The organism is Methylobacterium guangdongense, assembly GCF_038442355.1.
Lineage (GTDB): Bacteria > Pseudomonadota > Alphaproteobacteria > Rhizobiales > Beijerinckiaceae > Methylobacterium > Methylobacterium guangdongense.
On the sequence record NZ_JBBXMX010000019.1, the window covers coordinates 38,751 to 60,689 of the forward strand.

Consider the following 21,939-nt stretch of genomic DNA (forward strand, 5'->3'; position numbering starts at 1 on the left):
GATCGCGCTAGGCGTGCGCATCCAACAGAATATCGGTCCAGAGCTCGGACGGATCCGGTTCGGGATCGTTGGTGGCGAACTCGGCCGAGGCGTTGACGATCTCGCGGACCTTGGCGTCGGTCGCCTTCAGATCCGCCTCCGGCACCCCGTGCAGCTCGAGCAGGCGCTTGCGCACCATCTCGATCGGGTCGTGCTCGTCGCGCATCTTCGAGACCTCGTCCTTGGTCCGGTACTTGGCCGGATCGGACATGGAGTGGCCGCGATAGCGGTAGGTCTGCATCTCCAGGATGTACGGCCCCTGGCCGGTGCGGGCGTGCTCGACCGCCCGGGTCGCGGCCTCGCGGACCGTGCGCACGTCCATGCCGTCGACCTGCTCGCCGGGGATGCCGAAGGAGAGGCCGCGCTTCGAGAAATCGGTCTGCGCCGAGGCCCGGGCCACCGAGGTGCCCATGGCGTAGCGGTTGTTCTCGATCACGTAGACGACCGGCAGCTTCCAGAGGGCCGCCATGTTGAAGCTCTCGTAGACCTGGCCCTGGTTGGCGGCGCCGTCGCCCATGTAGGTCAGGCTGACCTTGCCGTTCTCCCGGTAATGGTCGGCGAAGGCGAGGCCCGTGCCCAGCGAGACCTGCGCGCCGACGATGCCGTGGCCGCCGAAGAACTGCTTCTCCCGGCTGAACATGTGCATCGAGCCGCCCTTGCCGCGGCTGTAGCCGCCGCGGCGCCCGGTCAGCTCGGCCATGACGCCCTTCGGGTCCATGCCGCAGGCCAGCATGTGGCCGTGGTCGCGGTAGCCGGTGATGACCTGGTCGCCGTCGACCGAGGCCATCTGCATGCCGATCACCACGGCCTCCTGGCCGATATAGAGGTGGCAGAAGCCGCCGATCAGGCCCATGCCGTAGAGCTGGCCGGCCTTCTCCTCGAAGCGCCGGATCAGCAGCATCTCGTGGTAGGCGTGGAGGTCTTCTTCGCGGGTGAATTGCGGCATGTTGGGTGCCGGCTTGTGCGCCTCGGCAGCCTGGGGGCTTCCGGCCTGCGATGATCCAGACGAGGCGTCCTTTGCGGGCTCCTTGGCGGCATCCATCGGCGCACTCCCCATGATTCCACGCGACTTCGGGGGGTGTAGGACAGCGACGAAGGGAAAGCGAGGGCTGCCGCTCTGACAGGAAGCCGCTCTTGTCAGAGGGTTGGCGGGAATGGGGAAACAGCGCCGCCGGACGTTACGGCGTGATGATGACCACGTCGTTCGCGTGAACCCGGCCCAGGACGATCCGCGCGCGCTCCTCAAGCAGGTCGCGGTCGATCTGATCGCTCTTCAGCAGGGCGACCCGGTGCTCCCAGGTGGACCGCTCGGCCTTCACGGCGTTCAGCTCCTGGGTGAGCTGGTAGGCGCGGATCTTCAGCGCCTTCTTGGCTTCGAGGCCCCGGTTGCCGCTCTCGGCCTGCCACACGAAATAGCCCACGACGAGCGCCGACAGGGTCCAGAGACCCAGCGGCAACACGACCATTCTGACTCGGCGGCGCACGACCATGGCGCGACCCTCGCGCGGAAAGGTTAACCGATCTTTGCGGTCGCGCGCCGCGGCCGGCACGAACAGGGGGCGAGCCTGGGATGGACCTGACGGATCTGGGGCGCTGGATCGCCGCGCACGCCACGGCGACCGACGATCACGACGCCCTGCTCACCGGTTTCTCCGAGGCGCTGGTCGACGCCGGCATCCCCGTCTGGCGGGTCAGCGTCATGGCCCCGGCGCTGGACCCGACGCTGCGCGGCGTCAGCCTCAACTGGCACGCGGGCGAGGGCATGTCCTTCGTCGCCAATGCCCACGGCGCCGACGAGGAAGCGGACTGGCTCCTGAGCCCGGTCTACGCGCTGGTGGAACAGGGTGAGAGCTTCGGGCGCTGGCGCCTCGACGCCCCCGGGCTGGAGGCGGACTTTCCGGTCCTGCAGACCCTCGGGGCCCAGGGCGGGGTCGACTACGTCCTGCACATCGTCGAGTTCGCGCCCGGCACTGCGCTGCGCGGCATCGCGGTCTCGTTCTGCACCCGCGCGGCCGCCGGGTTCACCGCGGCGCACCTCGCGGCCATCGCCGAGGTGCTGCCGTTCCTGACGCTGGCGATCGCCAAGATGGGTCTCGCCCACACGTTCCGCGAAGTGTCGGCCACCTATCTCGGCCGGTCCACGGCCGAGCGCGTCCTCGACGGCCAGATCCGGCGGGGCGAGGGGCGGGCCGTGCCGGCCGCGATCCTGCTGACGGATCTCCGCGGCTTCACCGCCCTGGCCGATCGGGTCGATCCCGCCGACATGGTCACGTGGCTCAACGCGCATTTCGACGCCCTCGGCGATCCGGTGGAGCGCCACGGCGGCGAGATCCTGAAGTTCCTCGGGGACGGGTTCCTGGCGATCTTCCCGGCCCCGGACGCCGACACCCTCCCCTGCCCGGTCTGCGGGGCCGCCCTCGACGCCGCGACCGAGGGCCTCGCCGCCAACGTGGCGCTCAACGCCTGGCGCCGCGCCGCCGGATTGCCCGAACTCGCGGCCGAGTGCGTCGTGCATTTCGGGACGGTGATCTACGGCAATGTCGGCACCGAGCGGCGGCTGGACTTCACGATCATCGGGCGGGCGGTCAACGAGGCCAGCCGGATCGAGAGCCAGTGCGCGGCGCTGGGCCACGACCTCTTGGTGTCGGAGGCCTTTGCCGAGCGCTGCGGCCGTCCGCTGGAGCCGGTCGGGACGATTGAGCTGCGCGGCCTGTCGCGGCCGATGCGGGTCTGGACCGTGCCGGGGGCGTGAAAGCCGACCTTCTCGTTGCGCTCCAAGTGGATTGCTTCGGGCGCTGCCCTTGTCCCGAGCGCATGCAGCGCCAGCGGAATGCGTTCCGGGATCCAGCCTAGGACGGCGCGAAGCGTCCGTCAGGTTCAGCCTGTGCCGCTGACGCGGCCTGTTCTTGCGCTGGCTCCCGGATCAGGTTCCGCTGCCGCTCCACCTGTCCGGGACAAGGGTGCGCGCGCCCAAAGCCCAAGGCCCGCTTCGCCCAGGCGAGGCGGGCCTGCCCGTCCTCAGCGGCGGGCGAGCTGCTTCAGCGCCGACGGGCCGGCGTAGAGCGCCTGCGGGCCGAGGCCCTCCTCGATGCGGATCAGCTGGTTGTACTTGGCCAGTCTGTCCGAGCGGGCGAGCGAGCCGGTCTTGATCTGCCCGCAATTGGTGGCGACGGCGAGGTCCGCGATGGTCGAATCCTCGGTCTCGCCCGAGCGGTGCGACATCACCGCGGTGTAGCCGGCGCGCTGGGCCATATCGACCGCCGCCAGGGTCTCGGTGAGCGAGCCGATCTGGTTGACCTTGATCAGGATCGAATTCGCCGTGCCCTCGCCGATGCCGCGGGACAGGCGCTCGACATTGGTGACGAACAGGTCGTCGCCCACCAGCTGGCACTGCGCGCCGATCTTGTCGGTCAGGAGCTTCCAGCCGGCCCAGTCGTCCTCCGACATGCCGTCCTCGATCGAGACGATCGGGTAGGTGGCGACGAGCTGCGCGAGGTAATCGACCTGGGCCTCGATGGTGCGGGTCTTGCCCTCGCCCTCGTAGGCGTAGCTGCCGTCCTTGAAGAACTCGGTGGCGGCGCAGTCGAGGGCGAGCGCCATGTCCTGACCGGGCTTGAAGCCGGCGGCGCTGATCGCGTCCATCACGAAGTCGAGGGCGGCTTCCGCCGACGGCAGGTTCGGGGCGAAGCCGCCCTCGTCGCCGACATTGGTGTTGTGGCCGGCCTTCTTGAGCTTGCCCTTGAGGGTGTGGAACACCTCGGAGCCCATGCGCACGGCCTCGGCGATCGAGTCCGCGCCCACCGGCATGATCATGAATTCCTGGAAGTCGATCGGGTTGTCGGCATGGGCGCCGCCGTTGATGATGTTCATCATCGGCACCGGCAGCACCCGGCCCTGCACGCCGCCGACGTAGCGGTAGAGCGGCAGGCCCGAAGCCTCGGCCGCGGCCTTGGCCACCGCCAGCGACACGCCCAGGATCGCGTTGGCGCCCAGCCGCGCCTTGTTGGGCGTGCCGTCGAGCTCGATCATCGCCTCGTCGACCGCGACCTGGTCCTCGGCCTCCATGCCGCCGATCGCGTCGAGGATCTCGGTCTGCGCCGCCTCGACCGCCTTCAGCACGCCCTTGCCGAGGAACCGGTTCTTGTCGCCGTCGCGCAGCTCCACCGCCTCGTGGGCGCCCGTGGACGCGCCCGAGGGGACCGCGGCGCGGCCGAAGGAGCCGTCCTCCAGGATGACATCGACCTCGACCGTGGGGTTGCCGCGGCTGTCGAGGATCTCGCGGGCGCTGATATTGGTGATCGCGGTCATGGAACGTCCTCTCGCGGGGGCCGCGGGTCGGCGACCGCCCCCCAATCGCGGGTGCGGCGCATCGCGGCGGCTTATCCGTCAAGCCGCGTTCGGCGGCAAGCGGCCGTGATCGGACTTCGGCCCGCGTCGCGACAAGCGCCGCGGCAACCCTAACGGGATCGCGCCGCGGTCGGGCGGCGGCCCGGCGCCAGGGCGCGAGTCAGCTTGCGCAACTGGGCGTCGTCGCGGGCGCAGAGATCGTGACGCGTCATGGCGTCGAGCATGCGCTGGGTCGCGTCGTCTCCGCGGGCCCAGGCCGGCACAGGCGCGGCCGTGACGACGCAGAGTCCGAACCATCCGAGGGCGGCGAGACGCATGGGACCCAGCTCCGGTCGGGCCGCGCCGACACCGATCGGACCCTGACGCGGAGCGGTGAAGATTGCGTCGCGGCGCAGATGGATGCGCACCGCCGCGGACGGCTTTATAGAGGTCCGATGACCACATCCGAGACACTCCAGCTCGGCCAGCCGGCGCCCCTGCCGGCCTCGCCCGAGGACGCCCGCCTCGATCGGGTGCCGAACCCGCACGCGGATACGGACTACGTAGCCCGGTTCACCGCACCCGAATTCACCTCGATCTGCCCGGTCACCGGACAGCCCGACTTCGCCATCCTGGTGATCGATTACGTACCGGGCGACTGGCTCGTCGAATCGAAGTCGCTGAAACTGTATCTCGGGTCGTTCCGTAACCACGGGGCGTTCCACGAGGATTGCACGGTGGCGATCGGCAAGCGGCTGCGGGACCTGCTGGCGCCGCGCTACCTGCGCATCGGCGGATACTGGTATCCGCGCGGCGGCATCCCAATCGACGTGTTCTGGCAGACGGGCGAGCTGCCGAAGAACGCTTGGCTGCCTGATCCGGGCGTCGCGCCCTACCGTGGGCGGTGAGCGACGCGCGGCATCCGCATCCATGATCCGCGACGCAGTCGCAAAAAGAGAGGGCGACCGGCTTGCGCCGGCCGCCCCCTGATGTCCCGGCTCTGAAAGCTCAGTAGCCGTAGCCGTAGTAGCCGTAGCCCGGGCTGGCGTAGCCGTAGCCACCGTAGACCGGGGCGTAGCCGTAGCCGTAGGACGGGGCGTAGCCGTAGCCACCGCCATAGTAGCTGTCGCGCGCCGCGCCGGCGGCGATCGCACCGGCGGCGAGGCCGGCGATGCCGAGGCCGATGGCGGCGCCGGTGCCGATGCCGCGGCGACCGCGGTAGTAGCCGTGGCCGTAGCCACCGTAGCCACCATGGTAGCCGTAGGGACGCGCCTCGGCGCTGGAGGTGACGGCAACGCTGCCGAGGGCCAGGGCGGCGGCGGTGGCGATGATACCGATCTTGCGCATGATCTTCCTTCTCGATCCTCGATCGAACCTGCCCAATAACGTAGCTACCCGGGGACAGTTCCAAGTTCTCGCAGGTCTTGGCGTGCGGGACCGCACACACACGGTTTTATGAACCGCGGTTCATCATGAACGATGCACCGGGCCGTCTGTGCAGCTTGACCGTTTCGGGTGCCGCGCGGCCTGAAACCTTGTGAAGATGGTCCGGGTCGGGGTTCCCGGTCCGCGTGGGCCGCCGGGCCCGTGAGATCGCCTCCGCCCGGTGTCGGCCCTATGATGGCGGTCCTGGAGGACCGACCATGGATGCCCTGACCCTGATCCGCGAGACCTTCGCGCCGCTGTCCGGAAAGCGGATCCTCGATATCGGGTGCGGAAGCGGGACGCTCGCCAAGCGGCTGACCGAGGACGGCGCGGCTCTGACCGGCGTCGACCCGGGCGCCGCGGCGCTCGCCCAGGCCCGGGCCGCCGTTCCGGGGGCGCGGTTCGAGGCGGCCTCGGGGGAGGCCCTGCCGTTCCCCGATGACAGCTTCGACGGGGCCGTCCTGCTCAACGCCCTGCACCACGTGCCCGACCCCGCCGCCGCCCTCGTGGAGGCGGCGCGCGTGCTGGTCCCCGGCGGGCGTCTCGTCGTGGTGGAGCCGCTTGCGGCCGGCAGCTTCTTCGACGCCCTGCAACCCATCGAGGACGAGACCGCGGTGCGCGCGGCGGCGCAGGACGCGATCGCAGCCGCCCTGGCCCGCGGCACCCTCGCCTGCCGCCGCGACGTCACGATCGAGCGGCACGAGAGCTTCGCGGACCTCGATGCCTTCCTCAAGCGGGTCTGTGCCGTGGACCCCGCCCGCAGGGCGACGATCGAGGCCCGTCGGCCCGCGGTGGAGGCCGCCTTCGAGGCGGCGGCCGAGCGCGAGCCGGACGGCCGCTACGGCCTCGTCCAGCCCCTGCGGATCCACGTGCTGGAGCCGGCCTGATCGGGGTTTCGAAAGGGCGGGCCCTTTCGCGGGTCCAGGGCGGCGCCCTTGAATCGGTCAGGGCCTTGCCCTGACGACCCACCAAAGGGCTCGCCCTTTGGAAACCCCGTTTACGCGGCGCGGGCCTTGGCCAGCCTGTCGAAGGCGATCAATTCGTCGAGCAGGGCCGGCATGTGCTTCAGCGCCACCATGTTGGGGCCGTCGGAGGGGGCCCGGTCGGGATCGGGATGGGTCTCGATGAACACGCCCGCCACGCCCACCGCCACGGCGGCCCGGGCCAGCACGGCGACGAATTCCCGCTGCCCGCCGGAACTCGCCCCCTGGCCGCCGGGCTGCTGCACGGAATGGGTCGCGTCGAACACGACCGGCGCGCCGCCGGTGACCTGCGCCATGATCGGCAGGCTGCGCATGTCCGAGACGAGCGTGTTGTAGCCGAAGGAGGCGCCGCGCTCGGTGACGATGACGTTCGGGTTGCCGGCCTGCGTCACCTTGGCGACGACGTGCTTCATGTCCCAGGGCGCCAGGAACTGGCCCTTCTTGATGTTGACCGCCCGGCCGGTCGCGGCGGCGGCCAGGAGCAGGTCGGTCTGGCGGCACAGGAAGGCCGGGATCTGGAGCACGTCCACGGCCTCGGCGGCCCGGGCGCAGTGCTCGGCGGCGTGCACGTCGGTCAGCACCGGCAGGCCGAGCGTCTCGCGGATCTCCGCGAAGACCGGCAGCGCCTCGTCGAGCCCGACGCCGCGGGCCGCGCTGCCCGAGGTGCGGTTCGCCTTGTCGAACGAGGTCTTGAACACGAGGCCGATCCCGGCCCGCGCCGCCATCTCCTTGAGGGCGGCGGCGATCTCCAGGGCGTGGTTCCGCCCCTCCAGCTGGCACGGGCCGGCGATCAGCGCGAGCGGAAGGTGATTGGCGAAGCGGGCGGTGCCGACCTGAACGATCGGGGCGGGAGTCTCGGGATTCGACATGCGCGCGGTCTAGCCCGCACGGCGGATCCGCGAAAGCCCGGCACGGGGTGCGACCCGGCAAACCGTCAGATCCTCCCGGAGGCCATCGGTTCGCGGGCCGGTCTCGCACAGCATCAGCGACCGGCCGGACGCGCCGCGCCGCGGGGCATCCGCCAGGAGGCTCGCCTGATGCAGGGTGAGCGCCAGCGCCTCGGCGGCGGCGGGATCCGCCCCGGCCAGAGCCCGGGCCGCGCGGCCGACCAGGACGAAGTACGCGGGCGGTGGTTCCCGATCCCGGGAGGCCACGGTGATCCGCGCCGGCTTGCGGCAATCGAGGCTCATCCGCTCCGCATCCTCGGCGCGGAACACCGCGTAGGGCCCGACCCGGCCGGCGAGCGAGGCGCCGGTGTCGCGGATCACCCGGGCGGCGAGCACGTCGCAGGCATCCGCGGCTTGAACCGGAGCTGTGCCGAGGCTGGTCACGATAGCAAGCGTTAAGATCGTTTTCGTGGCCGATGTCATTGACTCATCCCAGATCGTTTGCAACATCTCGTCGCGAGCTTTGCCGTCGGAAAGGCTAAAGTTTCGAATATTTATAGTATAGGCATCGATATTATTTGTCTCTTAAATCATGATGGCGACCATCGATCACGAATATGACCTCTGAATTGTGTGCTGGACGGTAACGGCGAGATGGATTTGTCTTGGCGGGTGCCATCGATCGGCGTCGCGCCTGGGTCGGAGGCCTGGGCGCGTCGGGCAGGATGCCACGCTGATCGATGATTGTCGGCCGAAAAGGTTCCTGGGCCTGCGATGGGTCGATCGCAAAGACGCGTGTGTAGAGGAGTTGGATCGTGGAAAATGAGCTGGGAATCGTCTTCAGGTCGGTCTTGGGGGTCCGGGATACGCTCGAAGGATCAATCGCGGAGATCAAGAGCCTCGTCGGTCCGAGCCAGGAGGCTTACGCCGAGTCGATCGACTTCCTGACCTTCGCGGCCCGGCGCGCGGCGCTCTCCACGGCGCCGCTCCTTCAGGATCTCTGGGTCCTGTTCGAGCTCGGCGAGAAGCGGAACGGCTACTTCGTCGAGTTCGGTGCCGCGGACGACCGGGGCGCCGGCACCACGCGGCTGCTCGAGAAACTCTACGGTTGGCAGGGGGCCATCGCGGAGCCGGCGCGCAGCCGGCACGAGAAGCTGCGCGCCGACCGGACCTGTTACGTCACCAACAAGTTCGTCTACACCGACGACGGCCTGAAGATCCTGTTCAACGACCCGGAGCATGCCGAGGAGGCATCGGCCGGGGTGGGCGCGCGGCGGAGCGGAAAGCGGTACGAGGTCGAGACGATCACGCTGCGCAGCCTTCTCCAGGCGGCGGATGCCCCGCGCACGATCGACTTCCTGAGCGTCAACGCCGAGGAGGATACCCTCGACCTTCTGGAGTCCTTCGATTTCGCCGAACACGACGTGACGCTGCTCAGCGTTGCGCATGCCGATCCGCAGCAGCGCGAAGCGCTCGCCGAACTGATGGCCCGGAAGGGGTATGAGCGCCGGTTCGCGTCGTTCTCGATGTCCGACGCTTGGTACGCCAAGCGTGACCAGGCTGCCGTGGCGCAGCCGGCCGCGGCCTGAGGCTGCCCCGTGCTGTCCGGCCCGGGCCCGGTGGCTGATGCACCGGGCTCGCGGCATGGACAGTGCCGTTCGGATGCCCGATCTGTGCCGGCGGCGCGGCGCCTCACGCCGCTGGCACACAGGCACCGACGCGGCCCATGCTTCGACCCATCCTCACCGGCGCGCTCCTCGCGCTGGCCACCTTCGGCACGGCGATGGCGGATCCCATCGCCGCCCCGGCCTACGGCCCGGAGCTGGAAGGCTTCCCCTATCCGTTCCCGGTGCAGCGCTTCACGTTTCCCTCGCAGCGCCAGACGCTCCAGATGGCCTATCTCGACGTGCCGGCCGAGAGACCGAACGGCCGCACCGTCGTGCTGCTCCACGGCAAGAATTTCTGCGCCGCCACCTGGGAGAGCCAGATCCGGGCGCTCGGCGCGGCCGGCTACCGGGTGATCGCGCCCGATCAGATCGGCTTCTGCAAGTCGAGCAAGCCGGCCGCCTACCAGTTCACCTTCCGGCAGCTCGCCGAGAACACGCATGCGCTGCTGGCGCAGCTCGGGGTCGAGCGGCCGATCCTGGTCGGTCACTCGACCGGCGGCATGCTGGCCGCGCACTACGCCCTGCTCTACCCGAAGGATGTGGACCAGCTCGTGCTGGTCAATCCGGTCGGCCTGGAGGATTGGAGCGCCAAGGGCCTGCCGCCGGTCTCCTTGGCGCAATGGTACCAGCGCGAGCTGAAGGTCTCGGCGGAATCGATCCGCGCCTACGAGACGGCGACCTACTACGCCGGCCGCTGGGAGGCCCGCTACGAGCCCTGGGTGACGATGCTGGCGGGGCTGAACAACGGCCCCGGCAAGGAGGCGGTCGCCTGGGACTCGGCGCTGGTCTACGACATGATCGTCACCGAGCCGGTGCTCTATCGCTTCCCGCAGATCGCGGTGCCGACGCTGCTGATGATCGGCCAGAAGGACAACACGGCGATCGGCAAGGATCTCGCCCCGCCGGAGGTGCGGGCGAGCCTCGGACACTATCCCGAGCTGGGGAAGGCGGCCGCGCGGGCGATCCCGGGGGCACGGCTCGTGGAGTTTCCGGACCTTGGCCACGCGCCGCAGATGTCCGATCCGGAGGGGTTCAACAAGGCGCTGATCGAAGGGATTGCGGCGCACTGAGGCCGCGATCCCCGTCCGGCTCCCAAGCAGACTTGCGTTGGGCTGCCCACGGTACACGACAGTTGTCTGCGGACCGGGTTGGCGAGCGCGACCGGCCCCCTCTCCCGTGCGGGAGAGGGTTGGGGTGAGGGCCGAGAACTTTCAGGATCGAGCGCACCACTGAAGCGTCGACAGGTCGCGCCCTCTCCGGGAAGACCTGATCCCTCACCCTGTCCCTCTCCCGCACGGGAGAGGGGACCTGCGTCCTGTTCGGGATTGTGGCGTCACTGCCGTGTACCATGGGCAGGCCAACGCTTCGTCCGCTCAGGTCCTTATGTGGTCGCAGGTTCTTGTCGCAGAACCGGCAGCCACTTTTGCGAAACCTGCTTAGAAGTAGGACTTCAGCACCCCGCGGCGGCGCACGTCGAGCGTCGCGCAGTGGAACGAGCCGCCGAACGGGCCGTAGCTCAGGAATGGCGCCGGGATCGGATCGAAGCCCCAGTCCTTGAGCGCCTTGATCAGCGTCGGCTGGCTCTGGTCGACGACGATCTTCTTCTCGGTGATCGCCAGCACGTTGATCGAGGTCCAGGGCGAGCACATCGAGATCTTGCTCATGAAGCCCTCGACCGGGTCGGGGCGCGGGGCGATCAGCACGTCCCACTTCTTGAGCACGGCCGGCAGCTTCTCGACGTCGACGTAGTCCGGGTTCACCAGCACCTTGCCGGGGGCCAGCGGCATGAACGACGAGTCGATATGCATCGGCTGCGGGCAGCGGCTCTCGATCTCGTGGATGCGGAAGCCCGGGCCGAGGTGGCGGCGCAGCCACTCGATGCCCATCAGGTTGGTCACGTTGGAGCGGGTCACGAACAGGTCGCGGCCGCAGCGCACGAAGTCGGCGGCGTCGAAGACCGGCTCGAACTCGTTGACGGTGAACTGCATGGGCTCGCCGGCCTTCAGGTTCGGCACCCGGTAGTCGTAATTGTAGAGGTCGTCGGTCAGCTGCGGCCGCGGCGCCGAGGTCCAGCGGGCGCCGGCGCGGAAGTATTCCTTGAACAGCGAGCGGTAGGCGTCGCCCTCGAAGTAGCGCGAGCGCCAGCACATCGGGCTCTCGATGATCTCGTCGCCGATGACGAGGTACGGGTCGCGCGGGCAGGCCACGCAGAAGCCCCGCGAGGTCCAGCGCGGCGCCTTGAACTTCTTGGAGAAGTCCACCGCGTCGGGGCGGCGGACCTTCACGCCCTCGCCCGCCAGGATGGTGATGAAGTTGTCGAGCTCGGCCTGGGCGAGCTTCTTCATGAACTTCGGATACTTCCAGCCGCTCGCCAGCCGGTAGAACGGCTGCGCGGCGCGCGGCAGGTTGAAGATCACCGTGAGATGGTGGGTCGGGATCGTGGCGCCGTCGAGGGATCCGACGATCACCTCCTCCAGCGGATCCCACTCGTTCCACGCCATCACCGGCGAGTGCGGGGCGGGCACGCCCGGCGCCGCTCCGCCCGCGTAGCTGCCGGCATGCGTGTCCTCAGCCACGGCCTCCAGGGCCGTGATCGGCGATTCGCGCTCCATGACGTGTGCCCCTTCTGCGACGTGCCGCGGCCTTCTACGCAGGCCCTTCAGCCCCGCCGCCGCTTTGGCTCCCGGTGTGTTAAACGGGTGATAGACAGCGCTCATCCATGCTGCAACGTGGCAGAAACGTTCTCGGCCCGGCTGACCTATTTCTGCCGCGACCGTGGCCGATTTCCCGCATCAAGCCTTTTGCGAGCTTGAAAGACGACAATGAAGCGCCTGACGACCTTGGCCTCGATCGCCGGTCTCTGCACGGTCGTCGGCCTGTTCATGTCCTCCGGTCTTGAGGATGTTTCGGCCGCCGTGGTGAGTGCCGGCTGGGGTGCCGCCCTGGTGGTGCTGGCCCGCGTGGTGGCGGTCGCCTGGGCGGGACTCGGCTGGCAGGTCGTGTTCCCGATGGACGCCGCCCGGCTCGCCGACTGCGTGTCGCTGCGCTTCGTGCGCGAGGGCATCAACACGCTGCTGCCGGTGGCCACCGTGGGCGGTGACTTCGTCGGGGCGCGCCTGCTGTCCAAGCGGGGCGTCCCGGGGGCGCTCGCGGGCGCCAGCATGTTCGTCGACCTGATGACCCAGGCGCTGACCCAGCTCCTGTTCACGGTGATGGGCCTCGCCCTGCTGGTCGCGATCTGCGGCGACGGGCCGATCGCCCGGACCGTGGAGGGCGGCCTCGCCCTGGCGGTGCCGGCGCTGGGCGCCTTCTACCTGATCCAGCGCCGGGCCGGGCATCGCCTGATCCAGGGCCTGCTCAGCCGCTTCGCCTCGGGCCGCGAATGGCGCGCCTTCGGGGCGATCGACCAGCTCTACGACAGCCTGCGCCGCCTCTACGCCCATCACGGCCGCTTCGCGGCCGCTCTGGGCATCCACCTCATCGGCTGGGTGATCGGGACCCTGGAGGTCTATGTCTGCCTGCACTTCATGGGCTATCCGATCGACTTCGCGCAGGCGCTGATGATCGAGAGCCTCGCGCAAGCCGTGCGCGGGGCGGCCTTCGCGGTGCCCGGCGCCCTCGGCGCCCAGGAGGGCGGCCTGATCGCCCTCTGCGGCCTGTTCAACATCCCGGCCGAGGCGGCGCTCGCCCTCTCGCTGGTCAAGCGCTTCGCCGATCTCGGCGTCGGCCTGCCGAGCCTGCTGCTCTGGCATCGGATCGAGGCCAAGCTGCGCGCGGAGGCCCCCGAGGAGGAGCGCGAGGTCGAGGTGGAGGCCGGGCGCAGCGTGAAGCGGGTGCCGCAGGCCGCGACGCTCGGCCCGTTCTACAGCTATGCCCCGCCCCGCATGGTGGCGCGGCTCGGCGAGGGCGAGGAGTTGAAGAAGTGCGCCTGACCCGCCGGCTCGCGGCCGCCCTGATCGCCGCCCCCTTGATCGCCGCCCCCCTGCTCGTCCCGGTCGCCGCCTGGGCCGCGGACGATCCGGCCGTCCAGACGGTGCGCGATCTCTACGCCGCCTTCTCGGCCGCCCTGAAGGACGGCCCCGGCCCCCTCCCCGCCCGGGTCGAGGCCGTGGGGCCGGCGATGGACAAGGCCTTCGACTTTCCCGCCATGACCCGCATCGCGGTCGGCTCCAAGTGGTCGAGCTTCACCCCGGAGCAGCAGGCGGCGGTGACCGACGCGTTCAAGCGCAGCCTGACCGTGACCTATGCCAACCGCCTCGCCCGTGCGGCGGGGGGCAAGTTCGACGTGACGCCGAAGGTCGAGGCGCGCGGCGCCCAGCGCGTGGTGCCGACCCGGGTCACCGCGGCGGATGGCGACGATTCCGATGTCGATTTCGTCGTCAACGCCGACAACCGCATCCAGGATGTCCTGCTCAACGGCGACGTGAGCGAGCTCGCGGCCCAGCGCACCGCCCTCGCGGCGCCGCTGAAGGCGGGGGGCGCGGACGGCGCCGTGAAGTTCCTGCGCCAGCGGGCCGACGGCATGCTCGCCGCCAAGCCGACGCCGTGAACGCCGCCGAGACTGCCGCCTTGAACCGGCCGTTCGCGGCCAACGCTGCCTGAGGCGGCGGGACGATCGCACGGACCCGATCGGATGGATGTTTCCGCCCTGACGCTGCTGGCCCTCTGGTGGCTGTCGCTGATCTGCCTGATCCTGGCGGCGGCGGGCTGCCTCTACGCCCTGGCGGCCGCCGTCTGCGCGGCCCGCTACGCGGCCCGCCCCGTCCCGGCCCTGGCGCCCGGTGCCCCCCTTCCCTCCGTGACGGTGCTGAAACCCCTCTGCGGGCTGGAGCCGAACCTCTACGCCAATCTCGAGAGCGTCCTGCGCCAGGACTATGCCGGGCCGGTCCAGATCGTGTTCGGCGTCCAGAAGGCCGCCGATCCGGCGATCGGCGTGGTGGAGCAGCTCAAGCTGGCCTACCCGGCGGCCCGCATCGACCTCGTGATCGACGCCCGCCAGCACGGCTCGAACCGCAAGGTCTCCAACCTGATCAACATGGCCGAGCGGATCGCCCACGACGTGGTCGTGCTGGCCGACAGCGACATGGTGGTCGGGCCCGACTACCTGGGGCGTCTGGTCGCCGAGCTGTCGCAGGCGGGCGTCACCGGGGTCACCTGCCTGTACCACGGGGTGCCGGCCTTCCGGGGCCTGTACGACCGGCTCTCGACGCTGGCGATCGACACGCACTTCCTGCCCAACGTCGTGATGGGCCTGAGCCTGGGGCTCGCCAAACCCTGCTTCGGCTCGACCGTCGCCTTCACCCGGGCAAGCCTGGAGGCGGTGGGCGGCTTCCGGACCTTCCGCAACGATCTGGCCGACGACTACGCGATCGGCGCGGCGCTCCGGGGCCTCGGCGGTCGGGTCGCGATCCCGAGCTTCACCATCGGGCACACCAGCGTCGACACCGAACTCGCCGGCCTGTGGCGGCACGAGCTGCGCTGGAACCGCACCATCCGCACCGTCGATCCGGCGGGCTATGCCGGCTCGATCGTCACCCACGCCTTCCCGCTGGCCCTCGTGGCTGCGCTGCTGCCGGGCGCCGGGCTCGGCACCCTGGCGGTGGCCGGCCTCGCCCTGGCGAGCCGGATCCTGCTCTGCCGGCAGGTCGAGCGGGCCTTCGGCCTCGCCCCGCACCCCTACGGACTGTTGCCGATCCGCGACATCCTCTCCTTCCTGAACTTCTCCTGGGCCTTCGTGTCGGGGGCGGTGACATGGAAAGGTCATGATTATCACGTGGTTGCGGATGGCACACTGATCCCCGACGCGGAGCTCGGCAGCGACGCCGGCGCGCCGCTCCGCTGATCCCCACCCATCCCCTCCCCCGCACTGCCCTGAGGCCTTGAACCCCATGCGCACGCTCTTCCTCCAGGCCCCCACCTTCGACGGTTTCGACGGCGGTGCCGGCTCCCGTTACCAGGCCAAGCGCGAGATCAAGTCGTTCTGGTACCCGACCTGGCTGGCCCAGCCGGCCGCCCTGGTGCCGAACTCGAAGCTGATCGACGCGCCGCCGCACAACATCAAGCTGGCCGAGATCGTGGCCCAGGCCAACGACTTCGACCTCGTCGTGCTCCACACCTCGGTGCCGTCGTTCAAGTCGGACGTGAAGACGATCGAGGCGCTCAAGGCCGCCAACCCGAAGCTGATCGCAGGCCTGATCGGCGCCAAGGTCGCGGTCGACGCCGCAGGCGCCATGGCCCAGGCCCCGGTGGTCGATTTCTGCGCCCGCAACGAGTTCGACTTCACCGTCAAGGAGGTCGCCGACGGCGTGCCGATGGCGCAGATCAAGGGTCTGTCCTATCGCGACGCCAACGGTGTCGTGGTCCACAACGAGGACCGCGAGATCATGACCGACATGGATCAGCTGCCCTTCGTCACCAGCGTCTACAAGCGCGACCTGGAGATGGAGAAGTACTTCATCGGCTACCTGAAGCACCCCTACATCTCGTTCTACTCGGGCCGGGGCTGCAAGAGCCGCTGCACCTTCTGCCTCTGGCCGCAGACGGTCGGCGGCCACACCTACCGCACCCGCTCGGTCGCCCACGTGATCGAGGAGATCAAGTACTGCCTGAAGGAGTTCCCGCAGACCAAGGAGTTCTTCTTCGACGACGATACGTTTACGGATAACCTCCCGCGTGCGGAAGAAATCGCCCGCGAGCTCGGCAAGCTCGGCGTTACGTGGTCGTGCAACGCCAAGGCGAACGTGCCGCGCGAGACCCTGAAGGTGCTCAAGGAGAACGGCCTGCGCCTGCTGCTGGTCGGCTACGAGTCCGGCAACCAGCAGATCCTGCACAACATCAAGAAGGGCATGCGGGTCGAGGTCGCGGAGAAGTTCACCAAGGACTGCCACGAGCTGGGCATCGCCATCCACGGTACCTTCATCCTCGGCCTGCCGGGTGAGACCAAGGAGACGATCCAGGAGACGATCGCCTTCGCCAAGCGGATCAACCCGCACACGATCCAGGTCTCGCTGGCGGCCCCCTACCCGGGCACCTTCCTGTACAAGCAGGCGGTGGAGAACGGCTGGCTCGACATCGAGAACGCCGAGCTCGTCGACGAGAACGGCGTGCAGGTCGCGCCGCTGCACTACCCGCATCTCTCGCACACCGAGATCTTCACCTCGGTCGAAGAGTTCTACAAGAAGTTCTATTTCCGGGCGCCGAAGATCGCCTCGATCGTCAGCGAGATGGTGCGCTCCCCCGACATGATGAAGCGCCGCCTGCGCGAGGGCGTCGAGTTCTACCGCTTCCTCAAGGAGCGCCAGGGCACCGCCAAGGCGGCGTAAAATCAGGGGTCCGGGGCCCACGGCCCCGGCGGGGCGCGGGGCGGGGCCCCGCACCTCTTCCAGGGCTCCGCCCTGGACTCGCGAGAGGGCGAGCCCTCTCGACACCCATTACGAGGTTCCTGTGAAGCGTCTGGTCGTTACCGCGGATGATTTCGGGCTGAGCCTTGAGGTCAACGAGGCGGTCGAGCAGGCGCATCGCGACGGGATTCTCACTGCCGCGAGCCTGATGGTCGCGGCGCCCGCCGCCGCCGATGCCGTGGCGCGGGCGAAGCGGCTGCCGTCCCTGCGGATCGGGCTGCACCTCGTCCTCGTGGAGGCATGGCCGACCCTGCCGGCTGCCGAACTACCCGACCTGACCGACGCGGCCGGTCTGATGCGCGCCGACATGGCCCGCCTCGGCCTCGACTTCGCCCGCAAGCCCGCGGCCCGGCGCCAGCTCGCCGCCGAGATCCGCGCCCAGTTCGAGGCCTACCGGGCGACCGGCCTGCCGCTGGACCACGTCAACGCCCACAAGCATTTCCACGTCCACCCGCTGATCGCCGGGGCGGTGCTGCGCATCGGCCGCGAATTCGGGATGTGCGCCCTGCGGGTGCCCCGGGAGCCGCGGGAGATCCTGCGCCGGGCCGAGCCCGGCGCCCGCCCGCGGCCCGCCCTCGACATCGCCCCCTGGGCGGCTCTGCTCGCCGTGCGTGCCCGGCAGGCCGGACTTCTGATCCCGGACCGGACGCTGGGGCTTGCGTGGTCCGGCGCCATGACGCCGGCCCGGGTGGCGGCGCTCCTCACGCACCTTCCGGATGGCCTGACCGAGCTTTACACGCATCCGGCGACGGCGGCGGGTTTTGCGGGTGAGGCCGCGGGCTATCGGTATGCCGAGGAGCGGGACGCGCTGATTGCCCCCGCCTCGATCGCGGCTGTCACGGCGTCAGGAGCCGTCGCCGGCGGGTTCTCGGATTTCGCGTAACGTTTCAGCCTAGATTTGCGCCGCAAGCGGATGATCGTGCAGGGCGCCGTCAACCGTAACCAAGAGACAGCCCTCGACCTGACATTGCGCCAGCAACATGCGATCGAACGGATCCTTCGTCGGCGGGATTGGCTCGACAGATGCGAGGGCGTGAACGTGCGTGATAGGCAGAATCCTGATCCCCGCGACCTCCAACGCCTGGGGCAATAGGCTCAAAGACATCCCAGGATTGAGCTTGCCGAGGCGCGTCTTGATGGCGATCTCCCAAAGGCTCGCGACGCTGGCGTGGTGTTGACTGTCGCCTCGCGTCAACAACCGGGCAATTTTCGGATGCCGTGACCCCAAGCGCCCACCGATCGCGGCGATCAGGATATGTGTGTCGAGAAGGAATTTCATGGTTCGGGCAACGGCCGAATCAGAAAATCCTCCGGCAACGGGTCGTCGAAGTCGTCGGGAATGGACGGAAACGGATCCGTGACCCCATGCGCGCGCAGGAACGCTGCGCCCGCCTCCAGATCGAGCCCACCCGTCCGGCGATGCGGCACGAGGTCGAGCACCGGCCGACCGTTGCGCGTCACGACAATGGTCTCGCCGCCCTCGACGCGTGCAACCAGTTCCGCGAGGCTCGTGGCTGCTTCTTCCAGAGCGATCATGGTCATGCCACGAGGTTAGAATGCGCGGTGGACGATGAAAAGCTCAGGCTTGGATCATATGACGATTGCCGAGGCAGATCCCACGAGCCCGCCCGCCCGTGCCTGCCTCGCCGCCTACTACGCCGAGCTGGCGACCCGCTTCGCCGGCGGGTTCGACGTCGCGCTGTCCTGCGACCCGGAGGCCACCGCGATGGTGCGGCCCCGCGGCACCTTCCTGATCGCCATCGGGGATGGCTGCCCGGTCGGATGTGTCGGCCTGAAGGGGACCGGAGGCCCGGTCGCGGAGATCAAGCGGCTCTGGATCGATCCCGCCGCCCGGGGCCTCGGCCTGGCCAAGCGGCTGATGCAGGCGGCCGAGACGGCAGCCCGCGACCTCGGCATCCGGACGCTGCGGCTCGACACCAACAGCGCCCTCCCCGAGGCCCTGGCGCTCTACCGGCGGTCGGGCTGGGTGGAGATCGACCGCTTCAACGACGACCCCTACCCGGACCACTTCTTCGAGAAGGCGCTCTGACCGGTCCCTACTTGGCGGGCACCGGATCCTGCAACCCCGTGCTCTTCCGCAGGGCCGCGCCGGCGGCCTTCTCGGCCTCGGGACGATCCTCGTCGGGCTGCACCGGCGGCTCGCCGAGCGTCGCCGGAACCACGAAGAACGCCGCCACCAGGGTGAAGAACAGCGAAAGCGCGAGCAGCTTGCCCATGCTCGCGGTGCCCGGATGGCTCGACAGGACCAGCGACCCGAAGGCGCTGCCGGTGGTCAGCGCCGAGAAGAAGATCGCCCGGGTCAGGCTGGAGGCCAGCATGTCGGTCACGCCGGCCCGCCACGCGATCACGTAGTAGATGTGGAACGCCACGCCGACCGCGAGCATCAGCGGCAGCGCGATGATGTTGGCGAAGTTCAGTGGCATGCCGACGATGCGCATCGCCATCAGCGTCCAGAGGGTCGCGATCACCAGCGGACCCAGCGTCATCGCCACGTCCCACGGCTTGCGCAGGGCGACCGACAGGATGACGAAGATCAGCACGAAGGCCGTCACCGCCGCCTGCACGAAGGCGCCCAGGATCGTGTAGCTCGACTGGGTCGTGGCCACCGGTGCGCCGGTGGCGTGCGGGGCGACCTTCAGCACCTCGTCCGAGAAGCGGCGCAGCACCGTGTCGTCGTTCGAGTCGCCCTTCGGGTGGACCTCGATGCGGGCGCGCCCGTCCGCCGCCACCCAATCGGCCTTCAGCTGCGGCGGCAGGTTCTCCAGCGTGATCTTTTCCGGGTGCAGCAGGTCGCGCAGGCGCGCGAGCAGCGGCCCGAGATCCTTGGTCAGGGCGACGGAGGCCGCCTCGCGCTGCGGCACCGGGCCGGCGGCGAGCTTGTCCAGCGTACCGGCCAGCTGCTTGGCGGCCTGTGCCCCCTTCTGGTCGCCCTTGGCGTCGTTCGAGACACCGTTCAGCGCCGTGGCGGCGTCCTTGAGCGCCTTGACGTTGTCCGCGTCGGTGGGCGGCGGCGGCCGGCGCCCGGGGTTCAGGACGGGATCGAGGAGCTGCGCCGTGTCGGCGATCTGCGCGAGCTTCTTGTCCTGGTCGCGCGGCACGAAGGTGTCGATGCTGTTGACCGAGGCCGTGACCGGCAGCGCCATCAGCTTCTTCGACAGGGCCGGGACGGCGTCGACGCTGGGGGCCAGCACATCGATGAAGTTCGGGCTGGTCTCCGGGTTCTTGATCAGATCGAGATAGGTGGCGATCGACTGCGTCTTCGCGCTGCGCAGGTGCATCGGGTTCGAGTCGAACGGCAGATGCCAGAGCAGCGGCGCGCCCGCGAGCGTGATCAAGCCGACCACGAGCAGGATCGGCTTGCGGTGCTGGATGATCCAGGGATCGACGCCGACCAGCCAGTTGGTCTGCACCGCTTCCTTCTCGCCCTTCGGGTTGAACACGGCGATCAGGGCCGGGAGCAGCGTCAGGGCGAACAGATAGGCCACGATCATGCCGACGCCGGCGATGAGGCCGAGTTCCGAGACGCCGCGGAAGGCGGTCGGCAGGAAGGCGAAGAAGCCGGCCAGCAGCGAGATGGCGGCCAGCGTCAGCGACCAGCCGACGCCCCGGGCGGCGGCCCGCAACGCGGCGCCGATCTCGGGTTGCTCGAAGCGGTCCGCCCGGTAGCGCACGGCGAACTGGATGCCGAAATCGATGCCGAGCCCCACGAACAGGGCCGCGAAGGCCACCGAGATCGGATTGAGCTCGCCGACCATCGCCAGGCCGAGACCCGCGGTGACGATCAGGCCCGCGAAGGTCGTGATCAGCACGGACGCGACCAGGGGCGCCGAGCGCAGTGCCAGCCAGATGAACAGGACGATCGCGCCGACCGTCACGCTGTAATTGACGCCCGCATCCTCCGAGAGCGTCGCGAACTCCTCGTCGGCCACCGCCACCGTGCCGGTCAGCCGCATGCGCAGGCCGTGCTCGGAATCGATCTTGAGATCCTGGGCGACGTTCCGAATCAGCTTGGTCGCCTGGTAGCCGGGTTCGAGCGCGTTGAAGTCCAGCACCGGCTGGATGACCACGAACTTCATCTTGTCGGTGACGCTGCTCTCACCGTTGGAGAGCAGCTCCTGCCACGACATCCGCGCCGGCTGGCCCGCCAGCACCTTCTGCAACGTGGCGTCGATCTGCCCCATGGGCTTCTCGAGATCCTCGAGCTTGGCGTCCCCGGTCTTCACGCCGCGGGCGCCGAGCGTCAGCACCCGCATGATGCCGCGCAGCGACGGATCGGCGGCCAGCGGGCCGAGCAGCCCCTGCTGCTGGGTCAGCGATTCGAGGGTCTTGTCGAGTTCGGCCTGCGGCATCAGCAGCAGGCCGTTCTTGTCGAAGAACGGGCCGCCATCCGGACGGTAGACCGTCTCGATCAGGTTCTTGTGCGCGGTCAGCGCCTTGGCGAGGTTGGCCGCCGCCTCCTCGGTCTCCTCGGGCGTCTGGCCGTCGATGACCGCCACGATGGTGTTCGACCGCTGCGGGAAGGCCTGCTCGAAATTGATCTCGTCCTGGCGCCAGGGCTCCTTGGGATCGATCAGCCGTTCGACATCGGTGTTGATCCGGAACAGATGCGCCGCGACTCCGGCGCTCGCGACCGTGACGAACGCCACCAGGGCGATCACGATCCACCGATACCGTACCGAGAACGCGACGAGACTTTCGATCACGAGCACCCTGCCTGTTTGCCTCGGACGCGCGCACGGCGCGGCCGACACATGCCATCGATCACATCGGGATCCCGGTGACCGGCTCCGGCAGGGCTCAAAGCCCGCGTGCCGATCGCCCCGCAATCCGCTCGGATGCGTGCCGGGGTGGAAGAACGCCGCACGGTCCGCCCCGGCCGCACGGCACGCGTCCATACGCCGATCGCGGCCGATATGGATCGCGGCGCAGCCGTCTGCCATAGGCCAAGGCTCGGGCCCCGGCTTGCATCGCCGCCCCGGGGTTCAGTAAAGAGGGTGGTGCCAGATTGCAACGCGGCGGACCCGGCGCGGTCGCCGCGGAGGATATGTGCGCTAGCGCACCGCGTTTGTTGCCGTGCAACCGAATTTCGGGATTTCCGGTCGCATTGCCGACGCAATGCACGTGCTGTCCTCAACGGCTGAATGTCCTCGCCCATGAGACCCGCGCCGGCGGCTCATGTGGCACCGATGCG

At 69.2% G+C, this 21,939-nt stretch carries 21 protein-coding genes and 1 pseudogene; 11 read left to right on the forward strand and 11 right to left on the reverse strand.

Annotated elements, in window-relative coordinates; translation table 11 throughout:
- Positions 1-7: 7 nt before the first annotated feature.
- Both pdhA and AAHG09_RS25635 read right to left on the reverse strand, forming a co-directional pair.
- On the reverse strand, positions 8-1,081 hold the full coding sequence (gene pdhA, locus AAHG09_RS25630; protein WP_342110322.1) for a pyruvate dehydrogenase (acetyl-transferring) E1 component subunit alpha: 1,074 nt from the start codon (positions 1,079-1,081) through the stop codon (positions 8-10).
- Positions 1,082-1,217: 136 nt separating this feature from the next.
- Positions 1,218-1,529 (reverse strand): FtsB family cell division protein, encoded by a 312-nt coding sequence (locus AAHG09_RS25635; RefSeq protein ID WP_342110323.1) that lies wholly within the window; start codon positions 1,527-1,529, stop codon positions 1,218-1,220.
- 80 nt (positions 1,530-1,609) lie between these two features.
- On the opposite strand from AAHG09_RS25635, the gene AAHG09_RS25640 reads away from it, so the two are divergent.
- Entirely contained in the window at positions 1,610-2,791 is a 1,182-nt protein-coding gene (locus AAHG09_RS25640) for an adenylate/guanylate cyclase domain-containing protein (protein WP_342110324.1), read from the forward strand.
- A 266-nt stretch (positions 2,792-3,057) separates the two neighbouring features.
- Here AAHG09_RS25640 and eno read toward each other — a convergent pair whose 3' ends face one another.
- Positions 3,058-4,347, reverse strand: a complete 1,290-nt coding sequence (eno, locus tag AAHG09_RS25645; RefSeq protein WP_342110325.1) for a phosphopyruvate hydratase — start codon at positions 4,345-4,347, stop codon at positions 3,058-3,060.
- Between the two features lie 149 nt (positions 4,348-4,496).
- Positions 4,497-4,703 (reverse strand): hypothetical protein, encoded by a 207-nt coding sequence (locus AAHG09_RS25650; protein WP_342110326.1) that lies wholly within the window; start codon positions 4,701-4,703, stop codon positions 4,497-4,499.
- A gap of 117 nt (positions 4,704-4,820) precedes the next feature.
- On the opposite strand from AAHG09_RS25650, the gene queF reads away from it, so the two are divergent.
- Positions 4,821-5,273, forward strand: a complete 453-nt coding sequence (gene queF / locus AAHG09_RS25655; RefSeq protein WP_342110327.1) for a preQ(1) synthase — start codon at positions 4,821-4,823, stop codon at positions 5,271-5,273.
- A 100-nt stretch (positions 5,274-5,373) separates the two neighbouring features.
- On the opposite strand, the gene AAHG09_RS25660 is transcribed toward queF, so the two are convergent.
- Positions 5,374-5,712, reverse strand: coding sequence for a hypothetical protein (locus AAHG09_RS25660; protein WP_342110328.1), 339 nt, complete (start codon positions 5,710-5,712; stop codon positions 5,374-5,376).
- 296 nt (positions 5,713-6,008) lie between these two features.
- Between AAHG09_RS25660 and AAHG09_RS25665 the strand changes: the two genes are divergently transcribed.
- Positions 6,009-6,677 carry a class I SAM-dependent methyltransferase gene (locus tag AAHG09_RS25665; protein ID WP_342110329.1) on the forward strand — a complete coding sequence of 223 codons (669 nt, stop codon included), beginning with the start codon at positions 6,009-6,011 and terminating at the stop codon, positions 6,675-6,677.
- Positions 6,678-6,787: 110 nt separating this feature from the next.
- Here the strand turns inward: AAHG09_RS25665 and kdsA are convergent, their stop codons facing one another.
- Entirely contained in the window at positions 6,788-7,642 is an 855-nt protein-coding gene (kdsA, locus tag AAHG09_RS25670; protein WP_342110330.1) for a 3-deoxy-8-phosphooctulonate synthase, read from the reverse strand.
- A gap of 9 nt (positions 7,643-7,651) precedes the next feature.
- A complete protein-coding gene (locus tag AAHG09_RS25675) occupies positions 7,652-8,143 on the reverse strand; it encodes a hypothetical protein (RefSeq protein WP_342110331.1) in 492 nt (163 codons plus the stop codon).
- A gap of 332 nt (positions 8,144-8,475) precedes the next feature.
- Between AAHG09_RS25675 and AAHG09_RS25680 the strand changes: the two genes are divergently transcribed.
- A complete protein-coding gene (locus AAHG09_RS25680) occupies positions 8,476-9,249 on the forward strand; it encodes an FkbM family methyltransferase (protein ID WP_342110332.1) in 774 nt (257 codons plus the stop codon).
- Positions 9,250-9,386: 137 nt separating this feature from the next.
- Positions 9,387-10,397 carry an alpha/beta fold hydrolase gene (locus tag AAHG09_RS25685; RefSeq protein ID WP_342110333.1) on the forward strand — a complete coding sequence of 337 codons (1,011 nt, stop codon included), beginning with the start codon at positions 9,387-9,389 and terminating at the stop codon, positions 10,395-10,397.
- Positions 10,398-10,763: 366 nt separating this feature from the next.
- On the opposite strand, the gene AAHG09_RS25690 is transcribed toward AAHG09_RS25685, so the two are convergent.
- Positions 10,764-11,939 carry an amidinotransferase gene (locus AAHG09_RS25690; protein WP_342110334.1) on the reverse strand — a complete coding sequence of 392 codons (1,176 nt, stop codon included), beginning with the start codon at positions 11,937-11,939 and terminating at the stop codon, positions 10,764-10,766.
- 210 nt (positions 11,940-12,149) lie between these two features.
- On the opposite strand from AAHG09_RS25690, the gene AAHG09_RS25695 reads away from it, so the two are divergent.
- The 5 genes from AAHG09_RS25695 (at position 12,150) to hpnK (ending at position 17,610) form a co-directional block, all read left to right on the forward strand.
- Positions 12,150-13,259: a flippase-like domain-containing protein gene (locus AAHG09_RS25695; protein WP_342110335.1), complete on the forward strand. Its 1,110-nt coding sequence runs from the start codon at positions 12,150-12,152 to the stop codon at positions 13,257-13,259.
- On the forward strand, positions 13,250-13,876 hold the full coding sequence (locus tag AAHG09_RS25700; protein ID WP_342110336.1) for an MlaC/ttg2D family ABC transporter substrate-binding protein: 627 nt from the start codon (positions 13,250-13,252) through the stop codon (positions 13,874-13,876). The genes AAHG09_RS25695 and AAHG09_RS25700 overlap by 10 nt, the downstream gene beginning before the upstream one ends.
- An 84-nt stretch (positions 13,877-13,960) precedes the next feature.
- A complete protein-coding gene (gene hpnI / locus AAHG09_RS25705) occupies positions 13,961-15,169 on the forward strand; it encodes a bacteriohopanetetrol glucosamine biosynthesis glycosyltransferase HpnI (RefSeq protein ID WP_342110337.1) in 1,209 nt (402 codons plus the stop codon).
- Positions 15,170-15,215: 46 nt separating this feature from the next.
- On the forward strand, positions 15,216-16,649 hold the full coding sequence (gene hpnJ, locus AAHG09_RS25710; RefSeq protein ID WP_342110338.1) for a hopanoid biosynthesis associated radical SAM protein HpnJ: 1,434 nt from the start codon (positions 15,216-15,218) through the stop codon (positions 16,647-16,649).
- Positions 16,650-16,770: 121 nt separating this feature from the next.
- Positions 16,771-17,610, forward strand: coding sequence for a hopanoid biosynthesis-associated protein HpnK (gene hpnK / locus AAHG09_RS25715; RefSeq protein ID WP_342110339.1), 840 nt, complete (start codon positions 16,771-16,773; stop codon positions 17,608-17,610).
- Between the two features lie 9 nt (positions 17,611-17,619).
- Here hpnK and AAHG09_RS25720 read toward each other — a convergent pair whose 3' ends face one another.
- Both AAHG09_RS25720 and AAHG09_RS25725 read right to left on the reverse strand, forming a co-directional pair.
- Positions 17,620-18,006 carry a type II toxin-antitoxin system VapC family toxin gene (locus AAHG09_RS25720; protein ID WP_342110341.1) on the reverse strand — a complete coding sequence of 129 codons (387 nt, stop codon included), beginning with the start codon at positions 18,004-18,006 and terminating at the stop codon, positions 17,620-17,622.
- Complete coding sequence (locus tag AAHG09_RS25725) at positions 18,003-18,269, reverse strand: type II toxin-antitoxin system Phd/YefM family antitoxin (protein ID WP_342110342.1); 267 nt, start codon at positions 18,267-18,269, stop codon at positions 18,003-18,005. The genes AAHG09_RS25720 and AAHG09_RS25725 overlap by 4 nt, the downstream gene beginning before the upstream one ends.
- 55 nt (positions 18,270-18,324) lie before the next feature.
- On the opposite strand from AAHG09_RS25725, the pseudogene AAHG09_RS25730 reads away from it, so the two are divergent.
- A pseudogene (locus AAHG09_RS25730) lies at positions 18,325-18,777 on the forward strand (GNAT family N-acetyltransferase); the annotation flags it as partial.
- A gap of 7 nt (positions 18,778-18,784) precedes the next feature.
- On the opposite strand, the gene AAHG09_RS25735 reads toward AAHG09_RS25730, so the two are convergent.
- Positions 18,785-21,451, reverse strand: a complete 2,667-nt coding sequence (locus tag AAHG09_RS25735) for an MMPL family transporter (RefSeq protein WP_342110343.1) — start codon at positions 21,449-21,451, stop codon at positions 18,785-18,787.
- Positions 21,452-21,939 lie beyond the last annotated feature (488 nt).

Excerpts from the sequence above, each read along its gene's own strand:
- pdhA (WP_342110322.1), bottom strand. The coding sequence starts at position 1,081 with ATGGATGCCGCCAAGGAGCCCGCAAAGGACGCCTCGTCTGGATCATCG.
- AAHG09_RS25635 (WP_342110323.1), bottom strand. The coding sequence starts at position 1,529 with ATGGTCGTGCGCCGCCGAGTCAGAATGGTCGTGTTGCCGCTGGGTCTC.
- AAHG09_RS25640 (WP_342110324.1), top strand. The coding sequence starts at position 1,610 with ATGGACCTGACGGATCTGGGGCGCTGGATCGCCGCGCACGCCACGGCG.
- eno (WP_342110325.1), bottom strand. The coding sequence starts at position 4,347 with ATGACCGCGATCACCAATATCAGCGCCCGCGAGATCCTCGACAGCCGC.
- AAHG09_RS25650 (WP_342110326.1), bottom strand. The coding sequence starts at position 4,703 with ATGCGTCTCGCCGCCCTCGGATGGTTCGGACTCTGCGTCGTCACGGCC.
- queF (WP_342110327.1), top strand. The coding sequence starts at position 4,821 with ATGACCACATCCGAGACACTCCAGCTCGGCCAGCCGGCGCCCCTGCCG.
- AAHG09_RS25660 (WP_342110328.1), bottom strand. The coding sequence starts at position 5,712 with ATGCGCAAGATCGGTATCATCGCCACCGCCGCCGCCCTGGCCCTCGGC.
- AAHG09_RS25665 (WP_342110329.1), top strand. The coding sequence starts at position 6,009 with ATGGATGCCCTGACCCTGATCCGCGAGACCTTCGCGCCGCTGTCCGGA.
- kdsA (WP_342110330.1), bottom strand. The coding sequence starts at position 7,642 with ATGTCGAATCCCGAGACTCCCGCCCCGATCGTTCAGGTCGGCACCGCC.
- AAHG09_RS25675 (WP_342110331.1), bottom strand. The coding sequence starts at position 8,143 with ATGACATCGGCCACGAAAACGATCTTAACGCTTGCTATCGTGACCAGC.
- AAHG09_RS25685 (WP_342110333.1), top strand. The coding sequence starts at position 9,387 with ATGCTTCGACCCATCCTCACCGGCGCGCTCCTCGCGCTGGCCACCTTC.
- AAHG09_RS25690 (WP_342110334.1), bottom strand. The coding sequence starts at position 11,939 with ATGGAGCGCGAATCGCCGATCACGGCCCTGGAGGCCGTGGCTGAGGAC.
- AAHG09_RS25695 (WP_342110335.1), top strand. The coding sequence starts at position 12,150 with ATGAAGCGCCTGACGACCTTGGCCTCGATCGCCGGTCTCTGCACGGTC.
- hpnI (WP_342110337.1), top strand. The coding sequence starts at position 13,961 with ATGGATGTTTCCGCCCTGACGCTGCTGGCCCTCTGGTGGCTGTCGCTG.
- hpnJ (WP_342110338.1), top strand. The coding sequence starts at position 15,216 with ATGCGCACGCTCTTCCTCCAGGCCCCCACCTTCGACGGTTTCGACGGC.
- AAHG09_RS25720 (WP_342110341.1), bottom strand. The coding sequence starts at position 18,006 with ATGAAATTCCTTCTCGACACACATATCCTGATCGCCGCGATCGGTGGG.
- AAHG09_RS25725 (WP_342110342.1), bottom strand. The coding sequence starts at position 18,269 with ATGACCATGATCGCTCTGGAAGAAGCAGCCACGAGCCTCGCGGAACTG.